Origin of the sequence: Sphingobium sp. LB126, from assembly GCF_002795205.1 — a bacterium.
Taxonomy (GTDB): Bacteria; Pseudomonadota; Alphaproteobacteria; order Sphingomonadales; family Sphingomonadaceae; genus Sphingobium; species Sphingobium chungbukense.
The window spans coordinates 2891792-2911577 of sequence record NZ_NETV01000001.1 but is presented as its reverse complement, the minus strand read 5'-3'; the positions used below and the strand labels follow the sequence as shown (position 1 = coordinate 2911577).

Annotated in this window: 18 protein-coding genes and 1 tRNA gene; 13 read left to right on the top strand and 6 right to left on the bottom strand. The window is 65.2% G+C overall.

Annotation, left to right across the window (positions count from 1 at the left end):
- Positions 1–2 precede the first annotated feature (2 nt).
- Complete coding sequence (locus tag CAF53_RS14280) at positions 3–266, bottom strand: hypothetical protein (RefSeq protein ID WP_100238408.1); 264 nt, start codon at positions 264–266, stop codon at positions 3–5.
- 54 nt (positions 267–320) lie between these two features.
- Here CAF53_RS14280 and CAF53_RS14275 point away from each other — a divergent pair, with 54 nt between their 5' ends.
- The gene (locus CAF53_RS14275; RefSeq protein WP_100238407.1) at positions 321–1475 is read left to right on the top strand and encodes an aminotransferase class I/II-fold pyridoxal phosphate-dependent enzyme; all 1155 of its coding nucleotides are present in this window, start codon (positions 321–323) and stop codon (positions 1473–1475) included.
- 275 nt (positions 1476–1750) lie between these two features.
- On the opposite strand, the gene CAF53_RS14270 is transcribed toward CAF53_RS14275, so the two are convergent.
- Positions 1751–1835, bottom strand: a tRNA-Leu gene (locus CAF53_RS14270).
- A gap of 224 nt (positions 1836–2059) precedes the next feature.
- Here CAF53_RS14270 and zwf point away from each other — a divergent pair.
- The 5 genes from zwf to CAF53_RS14245 all read left to right on the top strand — a co-directional run bounded on the left by zwf (position 2060) and on the right by CAF53_RS14245 (position 7584).
- Positions 2060–3520, top strand: coding sequence for a glucose-6-phosphate dehydrogenase (zwf, locus tag CAF53_RS14265; protein ID WP_100238406.1), 1461 nt, complete (start codon positions 2060–2062; stop codon positions 3518–3520).
- On the top strand, positions 3513–5339 hold the full coding sequence (gene edd, locus CAF53_RS14260) for a phosphogluconate dehydratase (RefSeq protein WP_100238405.1): 1827 nt from the start codon (positions 3513–3515) through the stop codon (positions 5337–5339). Before zwf ends, edd begins: the two co-directional genes overlap by 8 nt.
- A 112-nt stretch (positions 5340–5451) precedes the next feature.
- Complete coding sequence (gene glk, locus CAF53_RS14255) at positions 5452–6417, top strand: glucokinase (protein WP_100238404.1); 966 nt, start codon at positions 5452–5454, stop codon at positions 6415–6417.
- Entirely contained in the window at positions 6417–7034 is a 618-nt protein-coding gene (eda, locus tag CAF53_RS14250; RefSeq protein ID WP_100238403.1) for a bifunctional 4-hydroxy-2-oxoglutarate aldolase/2-dehydro-3-deoxy-phosphogluconate aldolase, read from the top strand. Before glk ends, eda begins: the two co-directional genes overlap by 1 nt.
- Before the next feature lie 37 nt (positions 7035–7071).
- Complete coding sequence (locus CAF53_RS14245; protein ID WP_100238829.1) at positions 7072–7584, top strand: hypothetical protein; 513 nt, start codon at positions 7072–7074, stop codon at positions 7582–7584.
- A gap of 60 nt (positions 7585–7644) precedes the next feature.
- Here the strand turns inward: CAF53_RS14245 and CAF53_RS14240 are convergent, their stop codons facing one another.
- Positions 7645–8229: a gamma carbonic anhydrase family protein gene (locus CAF53_RS14240; protein ID WP_100238402.1), complete on the bottom strand. Its 585-nt coding sequence runs from the start codon at positions 8227–8229 to the stop codon at positions 7645–7647.
- 1 nt (position 8230) lies between these two features.
- Positions 8231–9226 (bottom strand): porphobilinogen synthase, encoded by a 996-nt coding sequence (hemB, locus tag CAF53_RS14235; protein WP_100238401.1) that lies wholly within the window; start codon positions 9224–9226, stop codon positions 8231–8233.
- A gap of 74 nt (positions 9227–9300) precedes the next feature.
- Between hemB and CAF53_RS14230 the strand changes: the two genes are divergently transcribed.
- Positions 9301–9678 (top strand): VOC family protein, encoded by a 378-nt coding sequence (locus CAF53_RS14230; protein WP_100238400.1) that lies wholly within the window; start codon positions 9301–9303, stop codon positions 9676–9678.
- A gap of 3 nt (positions 9679–9681) precedes the next feature.
- Here the strand turns inward: CAF53_RS14230 and CAF53_RS14225 are convergent, their stop codons facing one another.
- Positions 9682–11274: a M28 family metallopeptidase gene (locus CAF53_RS14225; RefSeq protein ID WP_100238399.1), complete on the bottom strand. Its 1593-nt coding sequence runs from the start codon at positions 11272–11274 to the stop codon at positions 9682–9684.
- Between the two features lie 122 nt (positions 11275–11396).
- Between CAF53_RS14225 and CAF53_RS14220 the strand changes: the two genes are divergently transcribed.
- The 4 genes from CAF53_RS14220 (at position 11397) to CAF53_RS14205 (ending at position 15115) form a co-directional block, all read left to right on the top strand.
- Positions 11397–12125: a head GIN domain-containing protein gene (locus tag CAF53_RS14220; RefSeq protein WP_100238398.1), complete on the top strand. Its 729-nt coding sequence runs from the start codon at positions 11397–11399 to the stop codon at positions 12123–12125.
- Positions 12125–12811 (top strand): DUF2807 domain-containing protein, encoded by a 687-nt coding sequence (locus tag CAF53_RS14215; protein WP_100238828.1) that lies wholly within the window; start codon positions 12125–12127, stop codon positions 12809–12811. The genes CAF53_RS14220 and CAF53_RS14215 overlap by 1 nt, the downstream gene beginning before the upstream one ends.
- 169 nt (positions 12812–12980) lie before the next feature.
- Entirely contained in the window at positions 12981–14249 is a 1269-nt protein-coding gene (locus CAF53_RS14210; RefSeq protein WP_100238397.1) for an ammonium transporter, read from the top strand.
- Between the two features lie 5 nt (positions 14250–14254).
- Complete coding sequence (locus tag CAF53_RS14205; RefSeq protein ID WP_046765976.1) at positions 14255–15115, top strand: glycosyltransferase family A protein; 861 nt, start codon at positions 14255–14257, stop codon at positions 15113–15115.
- Positions 15116–15134: 19 nt separating this feature from the next.
- Here CAF53_RS14205 and CAF53_RS14200 read toward each other — a convergent pair whose 3' ends face one another.
- On the bottom strand, positions 15135–16466 hold the full coding sequence (locus tag CAF53_RS14200) for an MFS transporter (RefSeq protein ID WP_046765977.1): 1332 nt from the start codon (positions 16464–16466) through the stop codon (positions 15135–15137).
- 188 nt (positions 16467–16654) lie between these two features.
- On the opposite strand from CAF53_RS14200, the gene cyoA reads away from it, so the two are divergent.
- Entirely contained in the window at positions 16655–17773 is a 1119-nt protein-coding gene (gene cyoA, locus CAF53_RS14195; protein ID WP_100238396.1) for a ubiquinol oxidase subunit II, read from the top strand.
- Between the two features lie 5 nt (positions 17774–17778).
- Positions 17779–19782: a cytochrome o ubiquinol oxidase subunit I gene (gene cyoB, locus CAF53_RS14190; RefSeq protein ID WP_100238395.1), complete on the top strand. Its 2004-nt coding sequence runs from the start codon at positions 17779–17781 to the stop codon at positions 19780–19782.
- Positions 19783–19786 lie beyond the last annotated feature (4 nt).

Genomic DNA, 19786 nt, shown 5'->3' with positions numbered 1-19786 from the left:
CGTCAGTCGCGCGGCTTGTGCTTCGAGAAGAGATAGCGCCAGACGCCGACCATGTTGATGCCGAGCAGCGCGATATTCTGGAGGCCGATGCCTTCGCTGTCCTCCGACAGGAAACCCCAGGCGATCAGCGCGACCGAGGAGGTCACGAACAATATGAAAGCCCATCCGGTGATGTGGCGACCGAGATTGAGCGATACGATAAGGGCTGCAATGGTGGCGGTGGCGGCGCCATAATATTGCAGGGCGTCGAGGACGGTTTCGTTCACGCATGTCCAACGCGGCAATTGTGACAAGGTTGCGGGGCGGGTAAGAGGCGGCGCATGGTTGCCAACATCGATCCTTTTCACGCCATCGCCATCAGCCGGGAAGCCCACAGGCTGGAGGCCGAGGGGCGATCCATCCTGCATATGGAATTCGGCCAGCCTTCGACCGGGGCGCCGTCCGCCGCGATTGCGCAGGCGCATGCGGTGCTGGACAGCGATCCCATGGGTTATTGGGAAAGCCCCGCGCTGAAGGAGCGAATCGCGCTGCATTATCGGGAGCGTTACGGCGTTACCGTCGATGCGGAGCAGATTTTGCTGACCTGCGGGGCTTCGCCGGGGCTGGTGCTGGCATTGACCAGTCTGTTCGCACCGGGGGCCAGGGTGGCGACGGCGCGGCCGGGCTATGTCGCCTATCGCAACACGTTGAAGGCGCTGTATCTGGAACCGCTGGAGGTCGATTGCGGGCCGGCGGAACGCTATCAGATCGGCGCGGCGGCGCTGGAGGCTCTGGAACCGGCGCCGGACGGGGCGATCATCGCCAGCCCGGCCAATCCGACCGGGACCATCATTCCGGCGGACGAGATGGCGCGAATCGCCGAGACCTGCCGGGCGCGGGGCATCCGGATCGTGTCGGACGAAATCTACCACGGCCTGAGTTACGGCGATCCCGCGCGGTCGATGCTGGAATTCGCGCCGGACGCGGTGATCGTGAACAGCTTTTCCAAATATTTTTCCATGGCCGGATGGCGGCTGGGCTGGGTGGTGTTTCCGCCCGACCTGATCGACACGGCGCGGGCGCGAATGGGGAATCTGTTCCTGACGCCCCCTTCCCTGGCGCAACATGCGGGACTGAAGGCGTTCGACTGCATCGATGAGCTGGAGGGGCATGTCGCGACCTATCGGCGGAACCGGGAATTGCTGCTGGCCGCGCTGCCCGCGCTGGGGTTGCGGGAGATCGCGCCGCCGGACGGGGCCTTCTACATTTATGCGGATGTGGGGCATCTGACCGACGACAGTCTGGCCTTCTGCCAGAAGCTGCTGCGCGACACGGGGGTGGCGACGGCGCCGGGGATCGATTTCGATCCGGTGGATGGGCATCGGCATATCCGCTTCAGCTTCGCCGTTTCGACCGATCGGGTGGAGGATGCCATCGCGCGGATGATTCCCTGGTTCAAGGCCCAGGCCGTAGCGTCCAAGAAGAGAATCTTTTGAGGCGGCACATGAGATTTTTCTGGTATCGTAACGATTTACCATTAAGCGCGGCGACGCGACCCGAAGCTTTTACATCGTGAAAGCTTTCCCTAGCCCGGCAGCTTCGGCTGTCGGGCTTTTTTTCCATCTATGAAAAACGAACCCTTTAGGGTTCGCAAGGCCGAACGGCCGCCGAGCTTATGCGAGGATAGCCAAGCCGACACGCCACCCATCGAACCTGTTCGATGGGGCCCGAGATGGCGTCGGCGTCGGCGCTTGAGGCAAAATAAAAATGATGGTGCGGGCGGTCGGAATCGAACCGACACTCCTTTCGGAACCGGATTTTGAGTCCGGCGCGTCTACCAGTTTCACCACGCCCGCGTGCCCATTGAACGCGTTTTCCGAGCCGGAAGATGATTCCATCTTCCTTGAAAACGCTTGGGGTCGAGCGCCAATGGCAAAATCGGCGGCCAGCGTCCAGCCAAAAATCATGTTGCGGTTGCGAGATGATATGAGCCGCTGTAGCCTGCTTGCGTAACGAGCGCCGCAGGGTATAAGGGCGGCTTCGTGCAGACATAGAAACTCCAACGGAAAAGGGGCATCCTTTGACCGAACCGTCTGCCACGTTCCTGTTGTTCGGCGCCACCGGCGATCTGGCGCACAGGATGATCTTTCCTTCGCTCTACAATCTGCTGGCCGACGGCCTGCTGCCCGATGATTTCCTGATCATCGCATCGGGGCGGTCCGAATTCACCGACGAGCAGTTCCGCGCCGATATCGATGCCGCCTTGCGGAAATTCCTGGCCGCCGACCGCTATGATGCGGAGATTGCGGAGCGGCTGCGCGGCATGATCGTCTATCAGTCGGTCGAGGCGGGCAATGCCGGCCAGTTCAAGGCGCTGGGCGAGCGGCTGGACGGACGGCTGGACAAGGGCGTTTCGGTCTATCTTTCGACGCCCCCTTCCCTGTTCGCGCCGACCGCGCAGGGACTGGCCGAGGCGGGGCTGATCACGCCCCGGACGCGGATCGCGATGGAAAAGCCGATCGGCAAGGACCTGGCCTCTTCGAAGGAGGTCAATGACGGTATCGGCGCCCTCTTTGCCGAAGACCAGATTTTCCGCGTCGACCATTATCTGGGCAAGGAAACGGTCCAGAACCTGCTGGCCCTGCGTTTCGGCAATGTGATGTTCGAGCCGCTGTGGAACGCGACCGCCATCGACCATGTGCAGATTACCGTGGGCGAGACGGTGGGCCTTGAGGGCCGGGTTTCCTATTATGACGGGGTCGGCGCGCTGCGCGACATGGTGCAGAACCATGTGCTGCAAATCCTGTCGATCATCGCCATGGAGCCGCCCGCGCGGATGGACCCGACCGCCGTGCGCGACGAAAAGGTGAAGGCGCTGCGATCGCTGCGGCCGATGACCGCCGAAACGGTCAAGACCCACAGCGTTCGCGGCCAATATACGCCCGGCGCGGTCGGCGGGCAGATCGTCACCGGCTATGCCGACGAACTAGGCAGGCCGTCCGACACCGAAACCTTCGTGGCATTGAAGGCCCATATCGATAATTGGCGCTGGCAGGGCGTGCCCTTCTACCTGCGCACGGGCAAGCGCATGCCGACGCGCCAATCGGAAATCCTGATCCAGTTCAAGCCGGTGCGCCATTCCATCTTCGGGCGCAATGGCGGGTCCGGTCTGGAGCCGAACACGCTCATCATCCGGTTGCAGCCGGAAGAATATATCCGGCTGCTGATCATGAGCAAAAGGCCGGGGCTGGAGCGCGACGTGCATCTGGAGGAGGTGACGCTGGACGTGTCGCTGACCGCCGCCTTTGCCGGGCAGCGCCGCCGCATCGCCTATGAGCGGCTGATCCTGGACCTGTTGGCCGGGGACGCCACGCTGTTCGTGCGCCGGGACGAGGTGGAGGCGCAATGGACCTGGATCGATTCGATCATCGACGGGTGGAAAGAGGCCGGCGTGAAGCCTTCGCCCTATTCTTCCGGGAACTGGGGCCCCTCCTCAGCCATTGCCCTTATCGAACGTGACGGAGCAAGCTGGAATGACTGATCTTCATCCGGTGATCGCCAAGGTCACCGAGCGTATCACGAAGCGCAGTGCCGCTTCGCGTCTCAAATATCTGAGCCTGATCGAGCGCGGACGGGATGCGGGGACAAACCGCGCCCAGCTTTCGTGCGGGAACCTGGCCCATGGCTTTGCCGCGAGCGGCGAAGACAAGGCTGTCATCCGTACCGGCGCGGCGATGAACTTCGGCATCGTCACCGCCTATAACGACATGCTTTCGGCGCATCAGCCCTATGGCCGTTACCCTGAGCAGATCAAGCTGGCGGCGCGCGAGATCGGCTGCACCGCGCAGGTCGCGGGCGGCGTCCCCGCGATGTGCGACGGCGTGACCCAGGGACAGGCGGGCATGGACCTGTCGCTCTTTTCCCGCGACACCATCGCGCTGTCGACGGCAATCGCCCTCTCCCATGCGATGTTCGAAGGCGCGCTGATGCTGGGCATTTGCGACAAGATCGTGCCCGGCCTGCTGATCGGCGCGCTGCGTTTCGGGCATCTGCCGACCATATTCGTCCCCGCCGGGCCGATGCCGTCGGGCCTTGCCAACAAGGAGAAGGTGCGCATCCGCCAGCTTTATGCCGAGGGCAAGGTGGGCCGCGAGGAGCTGCTGGAATCGGAAAGCGCCAGCTATCATGGCGCGGGCACCTGCACCTTCTATGGCACGGCCAATTCGAACCAGATGATGATGGAGATGATGGGCCTGCACATGCCCGCCGCCTCCTTCGTGCATCCGGGCACCAAATTGCGGCAGGAATTGACGCGGGCGGCGGTGCATCAATTGTCGCGGATCGGCTGGGACGGCGACGATTATCGGCCGCTGGGGCATTGCGTCGATGAAAAGGCGATCGTCAACGCCATCATCGGCCTGATGGCGACCGGCGGGTCGACCAACCATGCCATCCACCTGCCCGCCATGGCGCGGGCGGCGGGCATCATCATCGACTGGACCGATTTCGCCGAGATTTCCGATGTCGTGCCGTTGCTGGCACGGGTCTATCCCAACGGATCGGGCGATGTGAACAATTTCCACGCGGCGGGCGGGATTTCCTACGTGATCCGCGAACTGCTCGAAAATGGCCTGCTGCACGGCGATATTCCGACCGTCGCGCGCCGGGGCCTGGCCGATTATGGGCAGGAGCCGGTGCTGGAGAACGAGGCGCTGGTCTGGAAGGACGTGCCGGAATCGCGGGACACAAGCATATTACGGCCGGTATCCGATCCCTTCAGCCCGGATGGCGGCATGAAGCTGTTGTCGGGCAATCTGGGCCGTTGCGTCATGAAGGTGAGCGCGGTCGACAAGGAGCGCTGGACCATCGAGGCGCCCGCGGCGGTCTTCCACGATCAGGACGATGTGCTGCGCGCCTTCAAGGCGGGCGAACTGGAGCGCGATGTCGTGGTCGTGGTGCGTTTCCAGGGCCCGAAGGCGAACGGGATGCCGGAATTGCACAAGCTGACCCCGGCGCTGGGCGTGTTGCAGGACCGGGGTTTCCGCGTCGCGCTGGTGACGGACGGGCGCATGTCGGGGGCTTCGGGCAAGGTGCCTGCGGCCATTCATCTTTCGCCCGAGGCTTTGGGCGGCGGTCCGATCGGCAGGCTGCGCGACGGCGATGTCGTCCGGGTCTGCGCGGAGACGGGCGAGATCACGGCGCTGGTGGATGCGGCCGAGTGGGAGGCGCGGGACGTTCCGGCGGCGCCCCCTGCCCCCTATGATACCGGGCGCGAGCTGTTCGCGCTGTTCCGGCAGCATAGCGATCTGGCGGAGAGCGGCGCCTCGCCGATCCTCGCGGCGATGGAAACCGAAGTTTAAAGCCCACCCCCGGTCATCCCGGCGAACGCTGGGATCTTGTGAGGCGATGCCGTGCGCTCACGCGGGATATCCCAGCTTTCGCCGGGATGACGATATAAATGGAGAGGTCTTTGTGACCGAGATTATTGCAGCCGATATTGGCGGGACCAATGCCCGCCTCGCCCGCGCCAGACTGGATGCGCGCAATGTCCCGACTTTGGGCAAGGTGCGCAAATATAAGGTCGCCGATTATCCCAGCCTTCAGGCCTGCTGGGCGGCATTCGTCGCGGATGAGGGCGGCGATCTGCCGGCTTCCGCCTCCATCGCCTTTGCGACCGCGATCGGGCGCGAGGTGATCAAGCTGACCAACAGCGCCTGGGTGATCCGGCCCGATACGCTTACGCAAGAACTGGGGCTCAAGCATCTGCGGCTGGTCAATGACTTCGAGGCGGTGGCCCATGCCGTCGCACGCCTGCCGGAAGAGAATCTGCCGTTGCTGTTCGGGGAGGACAGGCCTTTTCCGCGTGACGGCGGGGTGACGATATTGGGGCCGGGCACGGGGCTGGGCGTCGCCATGATCGCCTTCGACGATGGCGAGCCGCATGTCATCGCGACCGAGGGCGGACATCTGGACTTCGCGCCGCTGGACCCGCTGGAGGAGAAGATCCTCGCCTATCTGCGGGACAAGTTCCTGCGTGTGTCGACCGAGCGGATCGTGTCGGGGCCGGGGCTCAACAATATCTACAAGGCGATGGCGACCATCGGCCATGACCGGGTCGTGCTGATGGAGGATGCCGAATTGTGGCAGGCGGCGATCGACGGCACGGACGAATTCGCGCGGGCGGCGTTCGAGCGGTTCTGTCTGTCCTACGGCTCGGTCGCGGGCGACCTGGCGCTGGCGCAGGGGCCGCATGGTGTGGTGCTGGCGGGCGGGCTGACCCAGCGGATGCGGGAGTTATTGCCGCAGAGCGGTTTCCATCAGCGATTCACCGCCAAGGGGCGGTTCGAGAGCCTGATGAAATCCGTGCCGATCCGGCTGGCGATGCATGACGAAATCGGGCTGTACGGCGCCGCCGCAGCCTTTCGGGAGAAGAAATAATGTCCTTGAGCGTGGAACAGGTGATGGAACTGGCGCCGGTCATCCCGGTGCTGGTGGTCGAACGGGTCGAGGACGCGTTGCCGATTGCGCAGGCGCTGGTGAAGGGCGGGCTGCCTGCACTGGAGGTGACGCTGCGGACGCCTGCGGCGCTGGACGTGATCCGGGAAATGGCGAAGGTCGAGGGCGCGGTGGTCGGTGCGGGAACGGTGCTCAATCCGGCGCAACTCGACGCAGCGATGGAGGCGGGCGCGCGGTTCATCGTCAGTCCCGGCCTGACCGAACCGCTGGGCAAGGCAGCGATTGCGGCGGGAATTCCCTTCCTGCCCGGCACGGCGACGGCAGGCGATATCATGCGTGGGCTGGACATGGGGCTGTCGCATTTCAAATTCTTTCCGGCGGAGACTTCGGGTGGCTTGCCTGCCTTGAAGGCTCTGGCGGCGCCACTGCACACGGCGCGTTTCTGCCCGACCGGCGGGATCACGGCGGAAAGCGCGCCCAGGTGGCTGGCGAAACCCTTCATCAAATGCGTGGGCGGGAGCTGGGTCGTGCCCAAGGGGCCAGTCGATCCTGTGAAGATCGAGGCGTTGGCACGCGAGGCGGCGTCACTGCCGCGCTGAGCTTGCGTCCGGACGGGTGCCATCCTAGATGCACATCATGATTCCGCGGCGGTTCCTTCCCTCTCTGGCCCTGTTCCTGTCCGGTTGCGCGAGCACCTTTCAGGGCTATCCCTCCCTCGCCAAGCGGGCCATCGAAGGCGCGCCGATCGCGGAGGCCGCGCCGCAGCCCTCCCCGGTCGCGCCGGAGCCGGAGCTGATCCAGAATGTGGACCGGCTGACCGCGCAGGCGCAGGCGGGCGGCGCGGCCTTCGACAAGGCCTGGCCCGCGGCGGACAAGGCGGCGAAGGCGGCCAGCGGGTCGGCGGTGTCGAGCGAGGCCTGGGTGGCGGCGCAGACGGCGTTGAGCGCGCTGGAGTCGGCGCGCAATGACAGCGTTTCGGCTTTGGCGAGCCTGGACGTGCTCTATGTCGAACGCAGCAATGCGGTTTCGGAGGGCAAGGTCAGCGGCGGCATCGATATGATCGATGCGGCGCGGGGAACCGTACTGGCGATCGTCGATGGGCAGAATGACCGGCTGGATGTGCTCAAGGGACGGTTGGCGCAACCCTGATCTGAGCATTTCATGCTCCTGCGAAGGCAGGAGCATGATTCATATAATCCCTGGGCTGGTTCAGTCCGAAGCGAACGCTGCCCTCACCGCGCCCTTATGCGCTTTCCCGTTGTGGACATAATGGTCGACGCCCTCGCGCATGTCGATCAGCGCTTCGTCCGACAGGTCGCGCATATATTTGGCGGGGCGGCCTGCCCAGAGCTGGCGGTGCAGCACGGTCTTGCCCGGCGACAGCAGCGCGCCCGCCGCGAGCATGGCGTCGCTCTCGATCGTGCCGCCGCTCATGACGATGGCGCCCAGGCCCACGAAGGCGCGGTCCTTCAGAACGCAGCCATGGACCATCGCCATATGGCCGATCAGCACATCCTCTCCGATGATGCAGGGCCACCCTTCCTCCGGACGGCCGTCGATGCGGTCGCCGGGGCTGTCGCAATGGATGACCGTGCCGTCCTGAACATTGGTGCGCGCGCCGATATGGATGAAGTTCACGTCCGCGCGGATCACGCAATTATACCAGATGCTGACGTCGGGGCCGATCTCCACATCGCCGATGATCCGGCAGCCCGGCGCGATGAACGCGCTGGGGTGGATTTTCGGCGCCTTGCCGTTGAAGGGAATGATCGTGGTTTCCGGGTGATCGGTCATGTCAGGCTCCGAGCAGTCGCGCCGCATGGAGCGCATGATAGGTCAGGACGCCCGAGCAGCCCGCGCGCTTGAATGCCAGCAGCGTTTCCAGCACCAGCGCGTCGCGGTCCCCCGCGCCCACGGCGGCGGCGGCCTCCAGCATCGCATATTCGCCCGACACCTGATAGGCGAAGACGGGCACGCCGAACCGGTCCTTCACCCGGGCGATGATGTCGAGATAGGGCAGGCCCGGCTTCACCATCACGCTGTCGGCGCCTTCCGCGATGTCGAGGGCGACTTCGCGCAGGGCCTCCTCGCTGTTGGCGGGGTCCATCTGATAGGTTTTCTTGTTGCCCTTGAGGAGTCCGCTGGAGCCGACCGCATCGCGGAACGGGCCGTAGAAGGCGCTCGCATATTTGGCGGAATAGGCCATGATCTGGACATTGGCATGGCCTTCCTCCTCCAGCGCCTCGCGGATGGCGCCGACGCGGCCGTCCATCATGTCGCTGGGGGCGATGATGTCAGCGCCCGCCGCCGCCTGGTTGAGCGACTGGCCGATGAGGACGTCGATCGTGGCGTCGTTGACGACATAGCCCGCTTCGTCGAGCAGGCCGTCCTGGCCATGGGCGGTATAGGGGTCGAGCGCCACGTCGGTCAGGATGCCGATGTCGGGCACCGCGTCCTTGATCGCGCGGATGGCGCGGCACATGAGATTGTCGGGATTGAGCGCCTCTTCGCCGTCGTCGCTGCGGCGTTCGGGCTGGGTGTTGGGGAAGAGGGCGAGGCAGGGAATGCCCGCCGCCTGCGCCTCCCTTGCGCGCTCGACCATCAGGTCCACCGACCAGCGGGAGACGCCGGGGAGCGACTGGATGGGTTCTTCCACCTGGCTCCCTTCGGTGACGAAAAGCGGCCAGATGAAGTCGCTGGGCGAAAGCCGGTTTTCGGCGTGCATCGCCCGGCTCCAGGCCGAGGCGCGGGTGCGGCGCAGGCGAAGCGCCGGATAGGAGGCGTGAGTCATGGCCGGGGGTGTAGGCCGCCCGGCCGGGGGGATCAAGGTTCCGGCGATGCCGCCGCTGTGATAGGGCGACCGACATGCGCGCCATCCATCATATCGCGGTCATCTGTTCCGACTATGCGCGGTCCAGGGCCTTTTATGCCGAGATACTGGGCCTTGCCGTGATCCGGGAGGTGTGGCGCGACGAGCGGCAATCGTGGAAATGCGATCTGGACGCGGGCAATGCGCAGATCGAGCTGTTTTCCTTTCCCGCGCCGCCGCCCCGTCCGACCCGGCCGGAAGCCTGCGGCCTGCGCCACCTTTCCTTCACGGTCGACGATCTGGACGCGGAAGTGGCGCGGCTGGAGGCGGCTGGCGTCGCCTGCGAGGATATACGGATCGATCCCCATACGGGGCGGCGCTTCACCTTCTTCGCCGACCCGGATGGGTTGCCGCTGGAACTGTACGAGGCCTGATCCCTATTTCACGAAGCGGCGGAAGAAGCTGTCCGCATTCCATTGCGGCCGGTCCGGCGCATTGGCGACGCGCAGGGTCACGGCGGCGACATAATCGTTGAGCTTCACAGATTCGGCGGGCATCACCGGCTGGTTCGCATCGTCCTTCGGCGAATGGTAGATGTTGGCACGCCAGGCCTTCTCCACCGTCGCCTCCGGCGTGTCCGCCTTGAAGCCATATTTGAAGAACAGCGCGGGGATGCCCTCCCGAATGAAGCTGTACTGGTCCGAGCGGATGAAGACGTTGCGGTCTGGGAAGGGATCGGGCGTGATCGGCAGGTTCATCTGCGCGCTCACCGCGGCCGCATCCTGGCCGAGGCTGCTCTGGTCGTAGCCGATCGGCGTCACGCTGGTGAGCGGGAAGATCGGCAGTGCCATGTCGAAATTGAGGTCCGCCACCATCGCCTTGCGCGGCACGGTCGGGCGGCGGGCGAAATAGGTGGAACCCAGCAGCCCCTTTTCCTCCGCCGTGACGAAGGCGAAGAGGATCGAGCGTTTGGGCTTCACCTTGCCCTGCCGCAGGGCACGGGCGATTTCCAGCAGGCTGGCGACGCCCGAGGCATTGTCGATCGCGCCGTTGTAGATCGCGTCGCCGTCGATCGGCGTGCCGATGCCATAGCCGTCCAGATGGGCGGAGAGGACGACATAGTCCTTTTTGAGATGCCGGTCCGTGCCCGGCATGACGGCAATGATATTGGGCGAGGAAAGTTCGGCGCGCCGGGTCGCCACCCTGGCATCGAGGCGCTGGGCAAGCGCGAAGGACGGCACGGGCGCGGACTGGTCGGCGGCGGCGGCGATCTGCGCGAAATCATGGCCCGACCCGGCAAAGAGCAGCGCCGATTTCGCCGGATCGAACTGGGCGGTGAGGAAGGGCGTGGCGGCGTCGCGCAGGGCCGCGTCCTTGAAGAACAGCGCCGGTTGGCTCGATAGCGCCGTGCGGCGGCCCCACGGGATTTCCACCTGCCTGGGCGTGACGAGCTGGATCAGCCCCAGCGCGCCCCGCTTCGCCAGCCAGCCCGCCCGTTCGGAACGGGCATGGGATTTGAGCGCGCCGGAAATGGACGAAGGGCCGCCGGACAGGACCACCACGATCTTGCCCTTAAGGTCCAGTCCGGCGAAATCGTCATGGCCGGCTTCGGGCAGGTGCAGGCCATAGCCGGCAAAGACCAAGGGCGCGTCCAGCGCCTCGGGCACGGGACCACCGCTGCCGGAAAAGATGATGTCGCCGGGGACCGAAAGCGGCGTCGCGCCCTGCGGCCCGACCAGCCGGGCGCTGCTGCCGTCCGCCAATATCACCTGTTCGACGAAGGCGACCGGTTGCCTGTATCCGTCGGTTCCGGCAGGCTGGAGGCCGAGCGCGCGCAATTGGCCGATCACATAGTCCGCCGCCTTGTCATAGCCCGGCTTGCCGGTGCCCCGCCCTTCATAGGCATCGCTGGCGAGGATCTGGACATGGCTCCACCACAGGGCGGCGCGATCGTCCGGAGCGGCCATGGCGGCCGCGCTGCCGACCCATGGGGACAGGAGGAGGAAAAGCCCGGAAACCAACTTGCGCATCAATCGCTTACCCCCTTTTGCCGCAGGATGTTCATCATGCCCGATCCTGTGCGACGAACAAGGGGGGTTGGAACCGCCACGCCCCTTGTGTACTATATGAGCAATACAGTTGGGAGATAGCCATGCCCCTGCCCCGTTCGCAGATGCTGGCGGCTGCCCTCGTCCTGATGACGGGTGCCTGCGGCCGCAGTCCTGAACCGACCCCCGAACAGGCGCAGACCGCCGGCGACCGGGCGGCGTTCAGGGACTTCAACGCCGTCGAGGCGACCGGGCCGGACGATGTCGTCATCACCATCGGCAACGGCTTTTCCGTCAAGCCCGAGGGCGACCCCAAGACCGTCGGCAGGCTCGACATCCGCGTCGAGGACGGGCGGCTGAAGATCGGGCGTAAATCGGGCATGTCCAGCCTGTGGGACGGCGGCAAGGGCGCGACCATCCGCGTCACCATGCCGACGGTAGAGGCGCTGGCCCTGACCGGCACGGGCGAGATGACGCTGGACCGGGCGGAGGGCAAGGCGATCGACCTGTCGCTGACCGGCACGGGTGCGTTGAGGATCGGGGCGGTGAAGCTGGACGAATTGCGGGCGGAACTGACCGGATCGGGCGATGTGGAACTGGCCGGGACGGTGGGAAGTGCGTCATTCTCCACCACCGGGGCGGGCAATGTGGAGGCCGCGGGGCTGAAGGCGGGCAAGGCGGATGTCCATGTGATGGGGACCGGCGATGTCGATCTTGCCTCCGACGGGCCGGTCGCTATCAGCATCATGGGAACCGGCGACGTCAGCGTGAAAGGCAAGGCCCAGTGTACGATCAAGCGCATGGGAACGGGCGAAGCGCATTGCGCGCCCTGATGACGGTCGTGCCCGGCATCGCGCTGGGGCTGGCCGGCCCGGCCCAGGCAGCGACGCGGGGCTTTACCGTCACCAGTTTCGACGCGATCCGGGTGGACGCGCCGGTCGAGGTCGTCATCACCACCGGCACGGGCGCCTCGGCGCGGGCCGAGGGGGACCAGGCGGCACTCGACAGGCTGAAGCTGGACGTGTCCGGCCGTTTGCTGTCCGTGACCATGGCGAAGGCGCAGCCGGGCGAGAAAAGCGGCGGGCGCGCCGTGATCCGGCTGTCGACCGGCGATCTGGGGCGGATCGTGCTGACCGGCGGCGGTTCGGTATCGGCGAGCCGGATGAAGGGGCTGCGCGGCGAGATCGTGCTGGGCGGCAATGGCGACGTCCGCGTGGCGGCGGTCGACCTGGAACAGATCAACCTCAGTGTGGCCGGGGCCGGGCGCGCGACGCTGGCCGGACGGGCCGGGGTTGCCAATATTCGGGTGACGGGGCCGGGCGCGGTGGCGGCGGAAGCCCTGCGGGCGCGGCAGGCGACGGTCGTCAATGACGGGCCGGGTACGGTCGCGCTGACTGCCGAAGGGGCCGCCAAGGTGACGGCATCGGGTTCCGGCGACGTGACGGTGACGGGCAAGGCGGCTTGCAGCGTCGACAATCGCGGAACGGGGCGGATCAATTGTGGCGGGGAGGCTTATTGAGCAGGGAGGCAGGCGCTGACGGGGCGAGACTGGAATCTCGCTTCGTTCGCGCCGCCCCCTGCCCCCCGCTTGCGGCCCGGAATATCCTCGCTGCCACGACCAGGGTTAGGCAAGTCTTTACTCCGGATGCGTTACGGCAGGGCCGAATTCTGGATTGCCGGATTGCCTGATGCGCGCTTTGCTTGCCCTTTCCTTCCTTTCCGCGTTGCTGTCGCCGCAAGCGGCCATGGCGCAGGTTGCCGTCGCCGATAGCGGCGATACGGCGTGGATGATCCTGTGCGGCGTGCTGGTGCTGCTGGCGGCGCTGCCTGGACTGGCGCTGCGTCATGCGGGACTCGTGCATGCGCGCAGCGGCCTGTCGGTGATCGTGCAGGGGCTGGTGGTGGCGGCGGGGGTTTCGCTGCTCTGGGGTCTGATCGGGTACAGCCTGGCCTATGCGCCGGGCAGCGGCTGGCTGGGCGGCGGGGCGAATATCCTGCTGGCCGATCTGGGGGCGTTGCGGGACGGATCGACCGTGCCGGAATCCGCCTTCGTCCTGTTTCAGATGGCGCTGGCGACCTTCGCCGCCTGCCTGTTGCCCGGCGCGGTGGCGGAACGGGTGCGGATGGGGTGGATGGTGGCCTTTGCGCTGCTCTGGCTGCTGCTGGTCTATGCCCCTGTCGTACATTGGGTTTGGGGCGGCGGGTGGCTGGCGCATCTGGGCGTCATGGACTTTGCAGGGGCGCTGGTCGTTCATCTGTGCGCGGGGTTTTCGGCGCTGACGCTGGTGCTGATCGTCGGCAAGCGGCAGGCCGTTCCAACGGGACATGCCCCGGTGCTGGGGCTGGCGGGCGGCGTGCTGCTCTGGATCGGCTGGGCAGGCATGGTCGGCGGCTGGGCCTTCGGCGCGAGCGACGAGGCGGCGACGGCGATCCTCAACGGCCATTTCGCCGCCTGCGCGGGGGCATTTGGCTGGATGCTGGTGGAGCGGATCGACGCCGGCCGGGTGACGGCGACAAGTCCGGTGTCGGGAGCCCTGGCCGGGCTGGTGGCGATTTCCGCTTCGGCCAGCGTGGTGGGAACGGGCGGCGCGATGGCGATCGGGCTGATCGCCGCGCTGCTCTGCCGGATCGGCAAGGGGCTGCTAGGGGCGCGGATCGACGACGCGGCGGATATTTTCCTGATCCATGGGATTGGCGGGCTGACGGGCATGTTGTTGCTGGTGCCCTTTGCCCTGCCCGCGCTGGGCGGGGTCGGTTTTGCGGCGGGGATCAGCCTGGGCGGCGCCCTGGTGGCGCAGATCATCGGCATTGCGGGGGTGGCGATCTGGGCCATGATCGGATCGGCGATCATCGCGCTGATCCTGTCGGTGGTGGTGCCCGCCCGGATCGGCGCGCGGGCGGAAGCCGAGGGGCTCGACCTGGCGCAGCATGGGCAGCAGGGCTGGGATTTCCGTTAAGGGCGATGGGCGTCGCTGTCGGCATCTTCGCGCATCAGGAGGAGCGGCGGATCGGGGCCTGCCTTGCCTCCCTTCCGCTCGACCGCGGGGATACGGTCTTTCATGTGCTGGTGAACGGGTCGACGGACAAGACTGCCGCGCGGGCGCGGGAGGCGGCTGGCGGACGGACGAATGTGGTGGTGCACGAGCTGGCCGAGGGGGGCAAGGCGCGGACCTGGAACCATTTCGTCCATGAGCTGCTGGACGGCGGCGAGGCTATGATCGTCTTCATGGACGGGGATGCGGAAATCGTCGCCGGGTCGATCGATGCCTTGGCGGCGGATCTTGCGGCGCGGCCGGATGCCCATGCGGCGGCGGGGATGCCGGTCAATGGGCGGTCGGTGGAGCATTATCGCCGCAGCCTGAGGGAAGAGCGCGGATTGTTCGGCGATCTCTATGCGCTGTCGGGGCGGTTCGTGGCGGCGATCAGGGCGCGCGGATTGAGGCTGCCCGAGGATCTGGTCGGGGACGACGGGCTGGTGGCGGCATGGGCGCACACCGATCTGGGGCGTGACGCGGATTGGGAGCGGGAGCGCGTGCTGGCCTGCGAGGAGGCGGGCTTTCGTTGCGAGCCGGTGAGCCTGTGGCGGCCGTCGACGCTGCGCATGCAATATCGGCGCATGACCAATTATTCGGTGCGCTTTTTCCAGAACCGGATCATTTCCGACATCATGGCCAGCGAGGGAGTGTCGGGGCTGCCGGGGCGGATGGACGCGCTTTATGGCGCATGGTTGCCGCGTTTTCGGTCGAGGCCGCTGCCCACGGGATGGTTCGACCGGAAGGCTTTGGCGAAAATGAGGGAGGCGTGGACAAGGGGGAAGCGATAGCGCCTCCCCCTCCCCCATCCTAGCGGTCGCGGGCCGCCAGTTCCTTGTTGATGTAGAGCGCCACCATCGTCGCCACCGCGCCGGAGAGCAGGTAGATGCCCGAGGCGGCGAGGCCGAACTTCACCGACAGCAGCAGCGCCACCAGCGGGGCGAAGCCGGCGCCGACCAGCCATGCGAGGTCGGAGGTGAGCGCCGAGCCGGTATAGCGTGCCTCGGTCGCGAAGTTGGAGGCCACCACGCCCGAGGACTGGCCGAAGGCGAGGCCCAGCAGCATGAAGCCCAGGATCATGAAGGCGACTTCGCCGAGATCGCCGCCGTTGAGCAGCAGCGGCGCCATGACGCTGAAGATCGCGATGCCGAGCGCCGACCAGGCGAGCAGCGAGCGGCGGCCGATCTGGTCCGCGATGAAGCCCGAGACGACGATCGCCAGCAGCCCGACCGAAGCGCCGATCATCTCGATGATGAGGAAGCGTTCCAGCGGCTGATCGGTGAAGAGCGCGACCCAGCTCAGCGGGAAGACCGTCACCATGTGGAACAGCGCGAAGCTGGCCAGCGGGGCGAAGGCGCCGATGATGATGTTGCGCCCCTCCGCCTTGACGGTGGGCAGGACTTCGGAGGGCTGGAGGTCCTTCTGTTCGAACAGGCGCTCGAACTCATGCGTCACCACGATCCGCAGGCGGGCGAACAGCGCCACGACGTTGATCGCGAAGGCGACGAAGAAGGGATAGCGCCAGCCCCAGTCGAGGAAGTCCGCCTTCGTCAGGGTCATCAGGAAGAAGGCGAACAGGCCGCTCGCCACCAGCAGCGCCAGCGGCGCGCCAAGCTGCGGCACCATGGCGTACCAGCCGCGCTGGTGCTGGGGCGCGTTGAGCGACAGCAGCGAAGCGAGGCCGTCCCAGGTTCCGCCGAGCGCGATCCCCTGCGCGGCGCGCAAAATGACCAGTACGACCGCAGCATAGTGGCCAATGGTCGCATATCCAGGCATGAAGGCGATCGACGCGGTCGATCCGCCCAGCAGGAACAAGGCCGCTGTCAGCTTCGTTCCGCGCCCGAAGTGGCGGTCGATGGCCATGAAGATCAGCGAACCGATCGGCCGCGTGATGAATGCCACGGCGAAGATCGCGAAGGAATAAAGGGTTCCCGTCAGCGCATCGACATAGGGGAAGACCAGGCTCGGGAAAACGATCACCGAAGCGATGGCATAGACGAAGAAATCGAAGAATTCGGAGGTGCGACCAATGATCACACCAATGGAAATATCACCCGGCGCGATCTTGTGGTCCCGCGCATTGATCAGGCGCGCATCATCCTCCAGCGATCGGGAGGTGAAGGTCATGGCCTGTGAACTCATTGGCATCCGCTCCTTGGCTAAGCCACCGGAACGCTTTTATGTTCTGCCGATGGCCACGGAAAGGCAACATAACAGAAAACCCGCAGAGTCTAAGCAGTATCCCACAGCTCAAGCATTTTTTGCATCTGCGCACAATGGGACAAACTGTCCAATGTTCGGCTCCGGACGGAAGGCGTAGGCGCGCGATCATGTCACACCCCCTTTCCCCCAACTGGACCCGGATTCTCCGCTGGTCCGCTCCGATTCTGGCGCTGCCGCTGACGGCATGCGACTGGGTCGTGATGAACCCGTCGGGCGATATTGCGGTGCAGCAGCGCGATCTGATCCTGATCTCGACCGCGTTGATGCTCCTGATCGTCGTCCCCGTCATGGCGCTCGTCGTCTTCTTCGCCTGGCGCTATCGCTCGGCCAACAAGGCGGTGGAAAAGGATTATGATCCGGATTGGGATCACTCCACCAAGCTGGAACTGCTGATCTGGTCGGCACCGCTGCTGATCATCATCTGCCTGGGCGCGCTGACCTGGGTGAGCACGCACAAGCTCGATCCCTATCGGCCGCTGGACCGGATCGACGCGAAGACCGCGATCGACCCCAAGGTGAAGCCCCTGACGGTGGAGGTCGTGGCGCTCGACTGGAAATGGCTGTTCATCTATCCGGAGCTGGGTATCGCGACGGTCAACGAACTGGCGCTGCCGACCAATGTGCCGGTGCGTTTCGACATCACCGCCTCGACCGTCATGAACAGCTTCTACATTCCCGAACTGGCCGGGCAGATCTACGCCATGCCGGGCATGAAGACGCAGTTGCATGCGGTCGCCAACAAGCCGGTCGCCGGCGTGGGCTTCTCCGCCAACTATTCGGGCGCGGGCTTCAGCAACATGCGCTTTGGCTACAAAGCGCTGGACCCGGCCGGTTTCGACGCCTGGGTGGCGAAGGTGAAGGCGGGCGGCGCGAACCTGGACCGCAACGTCTATCTGACGCTGGCCAAGCCGAGCGAAAAGGCGCCGGTCGCTTATTATTCCGCCGTCGATCCCAAGCTGTTCGAAGCGGTCGTCAACCTCTGCCCAAAGGATGGCCAGCGTTGCATGGGCGAGCTGATGCACATCAACATGATGGGCGGCGCGGGCAAGGAATCGGCACGCGAGACCAGGGGCCTGAAATACGACCTCCCCAATAGCCATGTGATCGAGCAGTCGGACGAGAATAAGGGGCAGGAAACCGCCCCCGACGCGCCGGGCGCGGCAAATGCCGTTCCGGCCGATCACTCCTCTCATAGCGGCGCTGACGCGCACGCGCAGCATCGGTAAGGCCCATGACTGGCACACTCACAACGACACAGATGATCTTCGGTCGTCTGACATGGGATGCTTTCCCATGGCATGAACCCGTGGTCGTCGCGACCTTCATCGGGGTCGTGCTGGGCGGCGCGGCGCTCGTCGCGGCGCTCACCTATTTCAAGCTCTGGGGCTATCTCTGGAAGGAATGGTTCACCAGCGTCGATCACAAGAAGATCGGCATCATGTACATGGTGCTGGGCCTCATCATGTTCCTGCGCGGCTTTGCCGACGCGATCATGATGCGCCTTCAGCAGGCCTGGGCGTTCAACGGGTCCGAAGGCTATCTGAACGCGCATCACTACGACCAGATATTCACCGCCCACGGCGTCATCATGATCTTCTTCGTGGCGATGCCGTTCATCACGGGCCTGATGAACTATATCGTCCCGCTCCAGATCGGCGCGCGCGACGTCAGCTTCCCCTTCCTGAACAATTTTTCGTTCTGGATGACGACGGGCGGCGCGATCCTGGTCATGATCTCGCTGTTCGTAGGCGAATTCGCCCAGACCGGCTGGCTCGCCTATCCGCCGCTTTCGGGGATCGCCTACAGTCCGGCCACGGGCGTCGACTATTATATCTGGGCGCTACAGGTGGCAGGCGTCGGCACGACATTGTCGGGCATCAACCTGATCGCGACCATCGTGAAGATGCGCGCGCCGGGCATGTCCCTCATGAAGATGCCGGTGTTCACCTGGACCTCGCTCTGCGCGAACGTCCTGATCGTCGCGTCCTTCCCCATCCTGACCGCCACCCTCGTCCTGCTGTCGCTGGACCGCTATCTCGGCACCGCCTTCTTCACCAATGATTTCGGCGGCAATCCGATGATGTACGTCAACCTCATCTGGATCTGGGGCCACCCGGAGGTCTACATCCTCATCCTGCCGCTGTTCGGCGTCTTCTCCGAAGTCACCTCGACCTTCTCGGGCAAGCGCCTGTTCGGCTACACCTCGATGGTCTACGCGACCTGCACGATCATGGTCCTGTCCTACCTCGTGTGGCTGCACCACTTCTTCACCATGGGGTCGGGCGCCAGCGTCAACAGCTTCTTCGGCATCACGACGATGATCATCTCGATCCCGACGGGAGCCAAGCTCTTCAACTGGCTGTTCACCATGTATCGCGGCAAGATCCGGTTCGAGCTGCCGATGATGTGGACCGTCGCCTTCATGCTGACCTTCACGGTCGGCGGCATGACCGGCGTGCTGCTCGCCGTCCCGCCTGCGGACTTCGTGCTGCACAACTCGCTGTTCCTGATCGCGCATTTCCATAATGTGATCATCGGCGGCGTGCTGTTCGGCCTGTTCGCGGCGATCAACTACTGGTGGCCCAAGGCGTTCGGCTACAAGCTCAACCAGTTCTGGGGCAAGGTCAGCTTCTGGTGCTGGAACATCGGCTTCTGGCTGGCCTTCGGCCCGCTCTATGTCCTGGGCCTGATGGGCGTCACCCGCCGCATGCGCGTGTTCGACGATCCGTCGCTCCACATCTGGTTCATCATCGCCGGGATCGGCGCCGCCATCATCGCGGCGGGCATCGGCGCCATGCTGGTCCAGTTCGCGGTCTCCATCTGGAAGCGCGACGAGCTGAAGGTGGAGGGCGATCCATGGGACGGCCGTACCCTGGAATGGGCGACCAGTTCGCCCCCGCCGGAGTATAATTTCGCCTTCACGCCGGTCGTCTACGACACCGACACCTGGGCGGACATGAAGAAGAACGGCTATCAGCGTCCCCTCTCCGGCTATCAGGCGATCCATATGCCGAGCAGCACCGGCGCGGGCGTGATCCTCGCGGCGCTCGCCACGCTCTGCGGCTTCGCGCTGATCTGGTACATCTGGTGGCTCGCGGGCCTGAGCTTCGTCGGCCTCGTCGCCGTCGCCATCGGCCACACCTTCAACTACAAGCGCGATTTCTACATCCCCGCGGATGTCGTCACGCGCACCGAGGAAGAGCGCACGCGCACCCTCGCGGCGTTGGGAGCCTGACACG

What these genes read in the sequence shown, in the direction of transcription:
- CAF53_RS14245 (WP_100238829.1), top strand. Translation starts at nt 7,072, where the DNA reads ATGATTCCGCGGCGGTTCCTTCCCTCTCTGGCCCTGTTCCTGTCCGGT.
- hemB (WP_100238401.1), bottom strand. Translation starts at nt 9,226, where the DNA reads ATGACTCACGCCTCCTATCCGGCGCTTCGCCTGCGCCGCACCCGCGCC.
- CAF53_RS14240 (WP_100238402.1), bottom strand. Translation starts at nt 8,229, where the DNA reads ATGACCGATCACCCGGAAACCACGATCATTCCCTTCAACGGCAAGGCG.
- CAF53_RS14205 (WP_046765976.1), top strand. Translation starts at nt 14,255, where the DNA reads ATGGGCGTCGCTGTCGGCATCTTCGCGCATCAGGAGGAGCGGCGGATC.
- CAF53_RS14275 (WP_100238407.1), top strand. Translation starts at nt 321, where the DNA reads ATGGTTGCCAACATCGATCCTTTTCACGCCATCGCCATCAGCCGGGAA.
- CAF53_RS14220 (WP_100238398.1), top strand. Translation starts at nt 11,397, where the DNA reads ATGCCCCTGCCCCGTTCGCAGATGCTGGCGGCTGCCCTCGTCCTGATG.
- CAF53_RS14230 (WP_100238400.1), top strand. Translation starts at nt 9,301, where the DNA reads ATGCGCGCCATCCATCATATCGCGGTCATCTGTTCCGACTATGCGCGG.
- CAF53_RS14210 (WP_100238397.1), top strand. Translation starts at nt 12,981, where the DNA reads ATGCGCGCTTTGCTTGCCCTTTCCTTCCTTTCCGCGTTGCTGTCGCCG.
- edd (WP_100238405.1), top strand. Translation starts at nt 3,513, where the DNA reads ATGACTGATCTTCATCCGGTGATCGCCAAGGTCACCGAGCGTATCACG.
- CAF53_RS14225 (WP_100238399.1), bottom strand. Translation starts at nt 11,274, where the DNA reads ATGCGCAAGTTGGTTTCCGGGCTTTTCCTCCTCCTGTCCCCATGGGTC.
- CAF53_RS14200 (WP_046765977.1), bottom strand. Translation starts at nt 16,466, where the DNA reads ATGAGTTCACAGGCCATGACCTTCACCTCCCGATCGCTGGAGGATGAT.
- cyoA (WP_100238396.1), top strand. Translation starts at nt 16,655, where the DNA reads ATGTCACACCCCCTTTCCCCCAACTGGACCCGGATTCTCCGCTGGTCC.
- cyoB (WP_100238395.1), top strand. Translation starts at nt 17,779, where the DNA reads ATGACTGGCACACTCACAACGACACAGATGATCTTCGGTCGTCTGACA.
- CAF53_RS14215 (WP_100238828.1), top strand. Translation starts at nt 12,125, where the DNA reads ATGACGGTCGTGCCCGGCATCGCGCTGGGGCTGGCCGGCCCGGCCCAG.
- eda (WP_100238403.1), top strand. Translation starts at nt 6,417, where the DNA reads ATGTCCTTGAGCGTGGAACAGGTGATGGAACTGGCGCCGGTCATCCCG.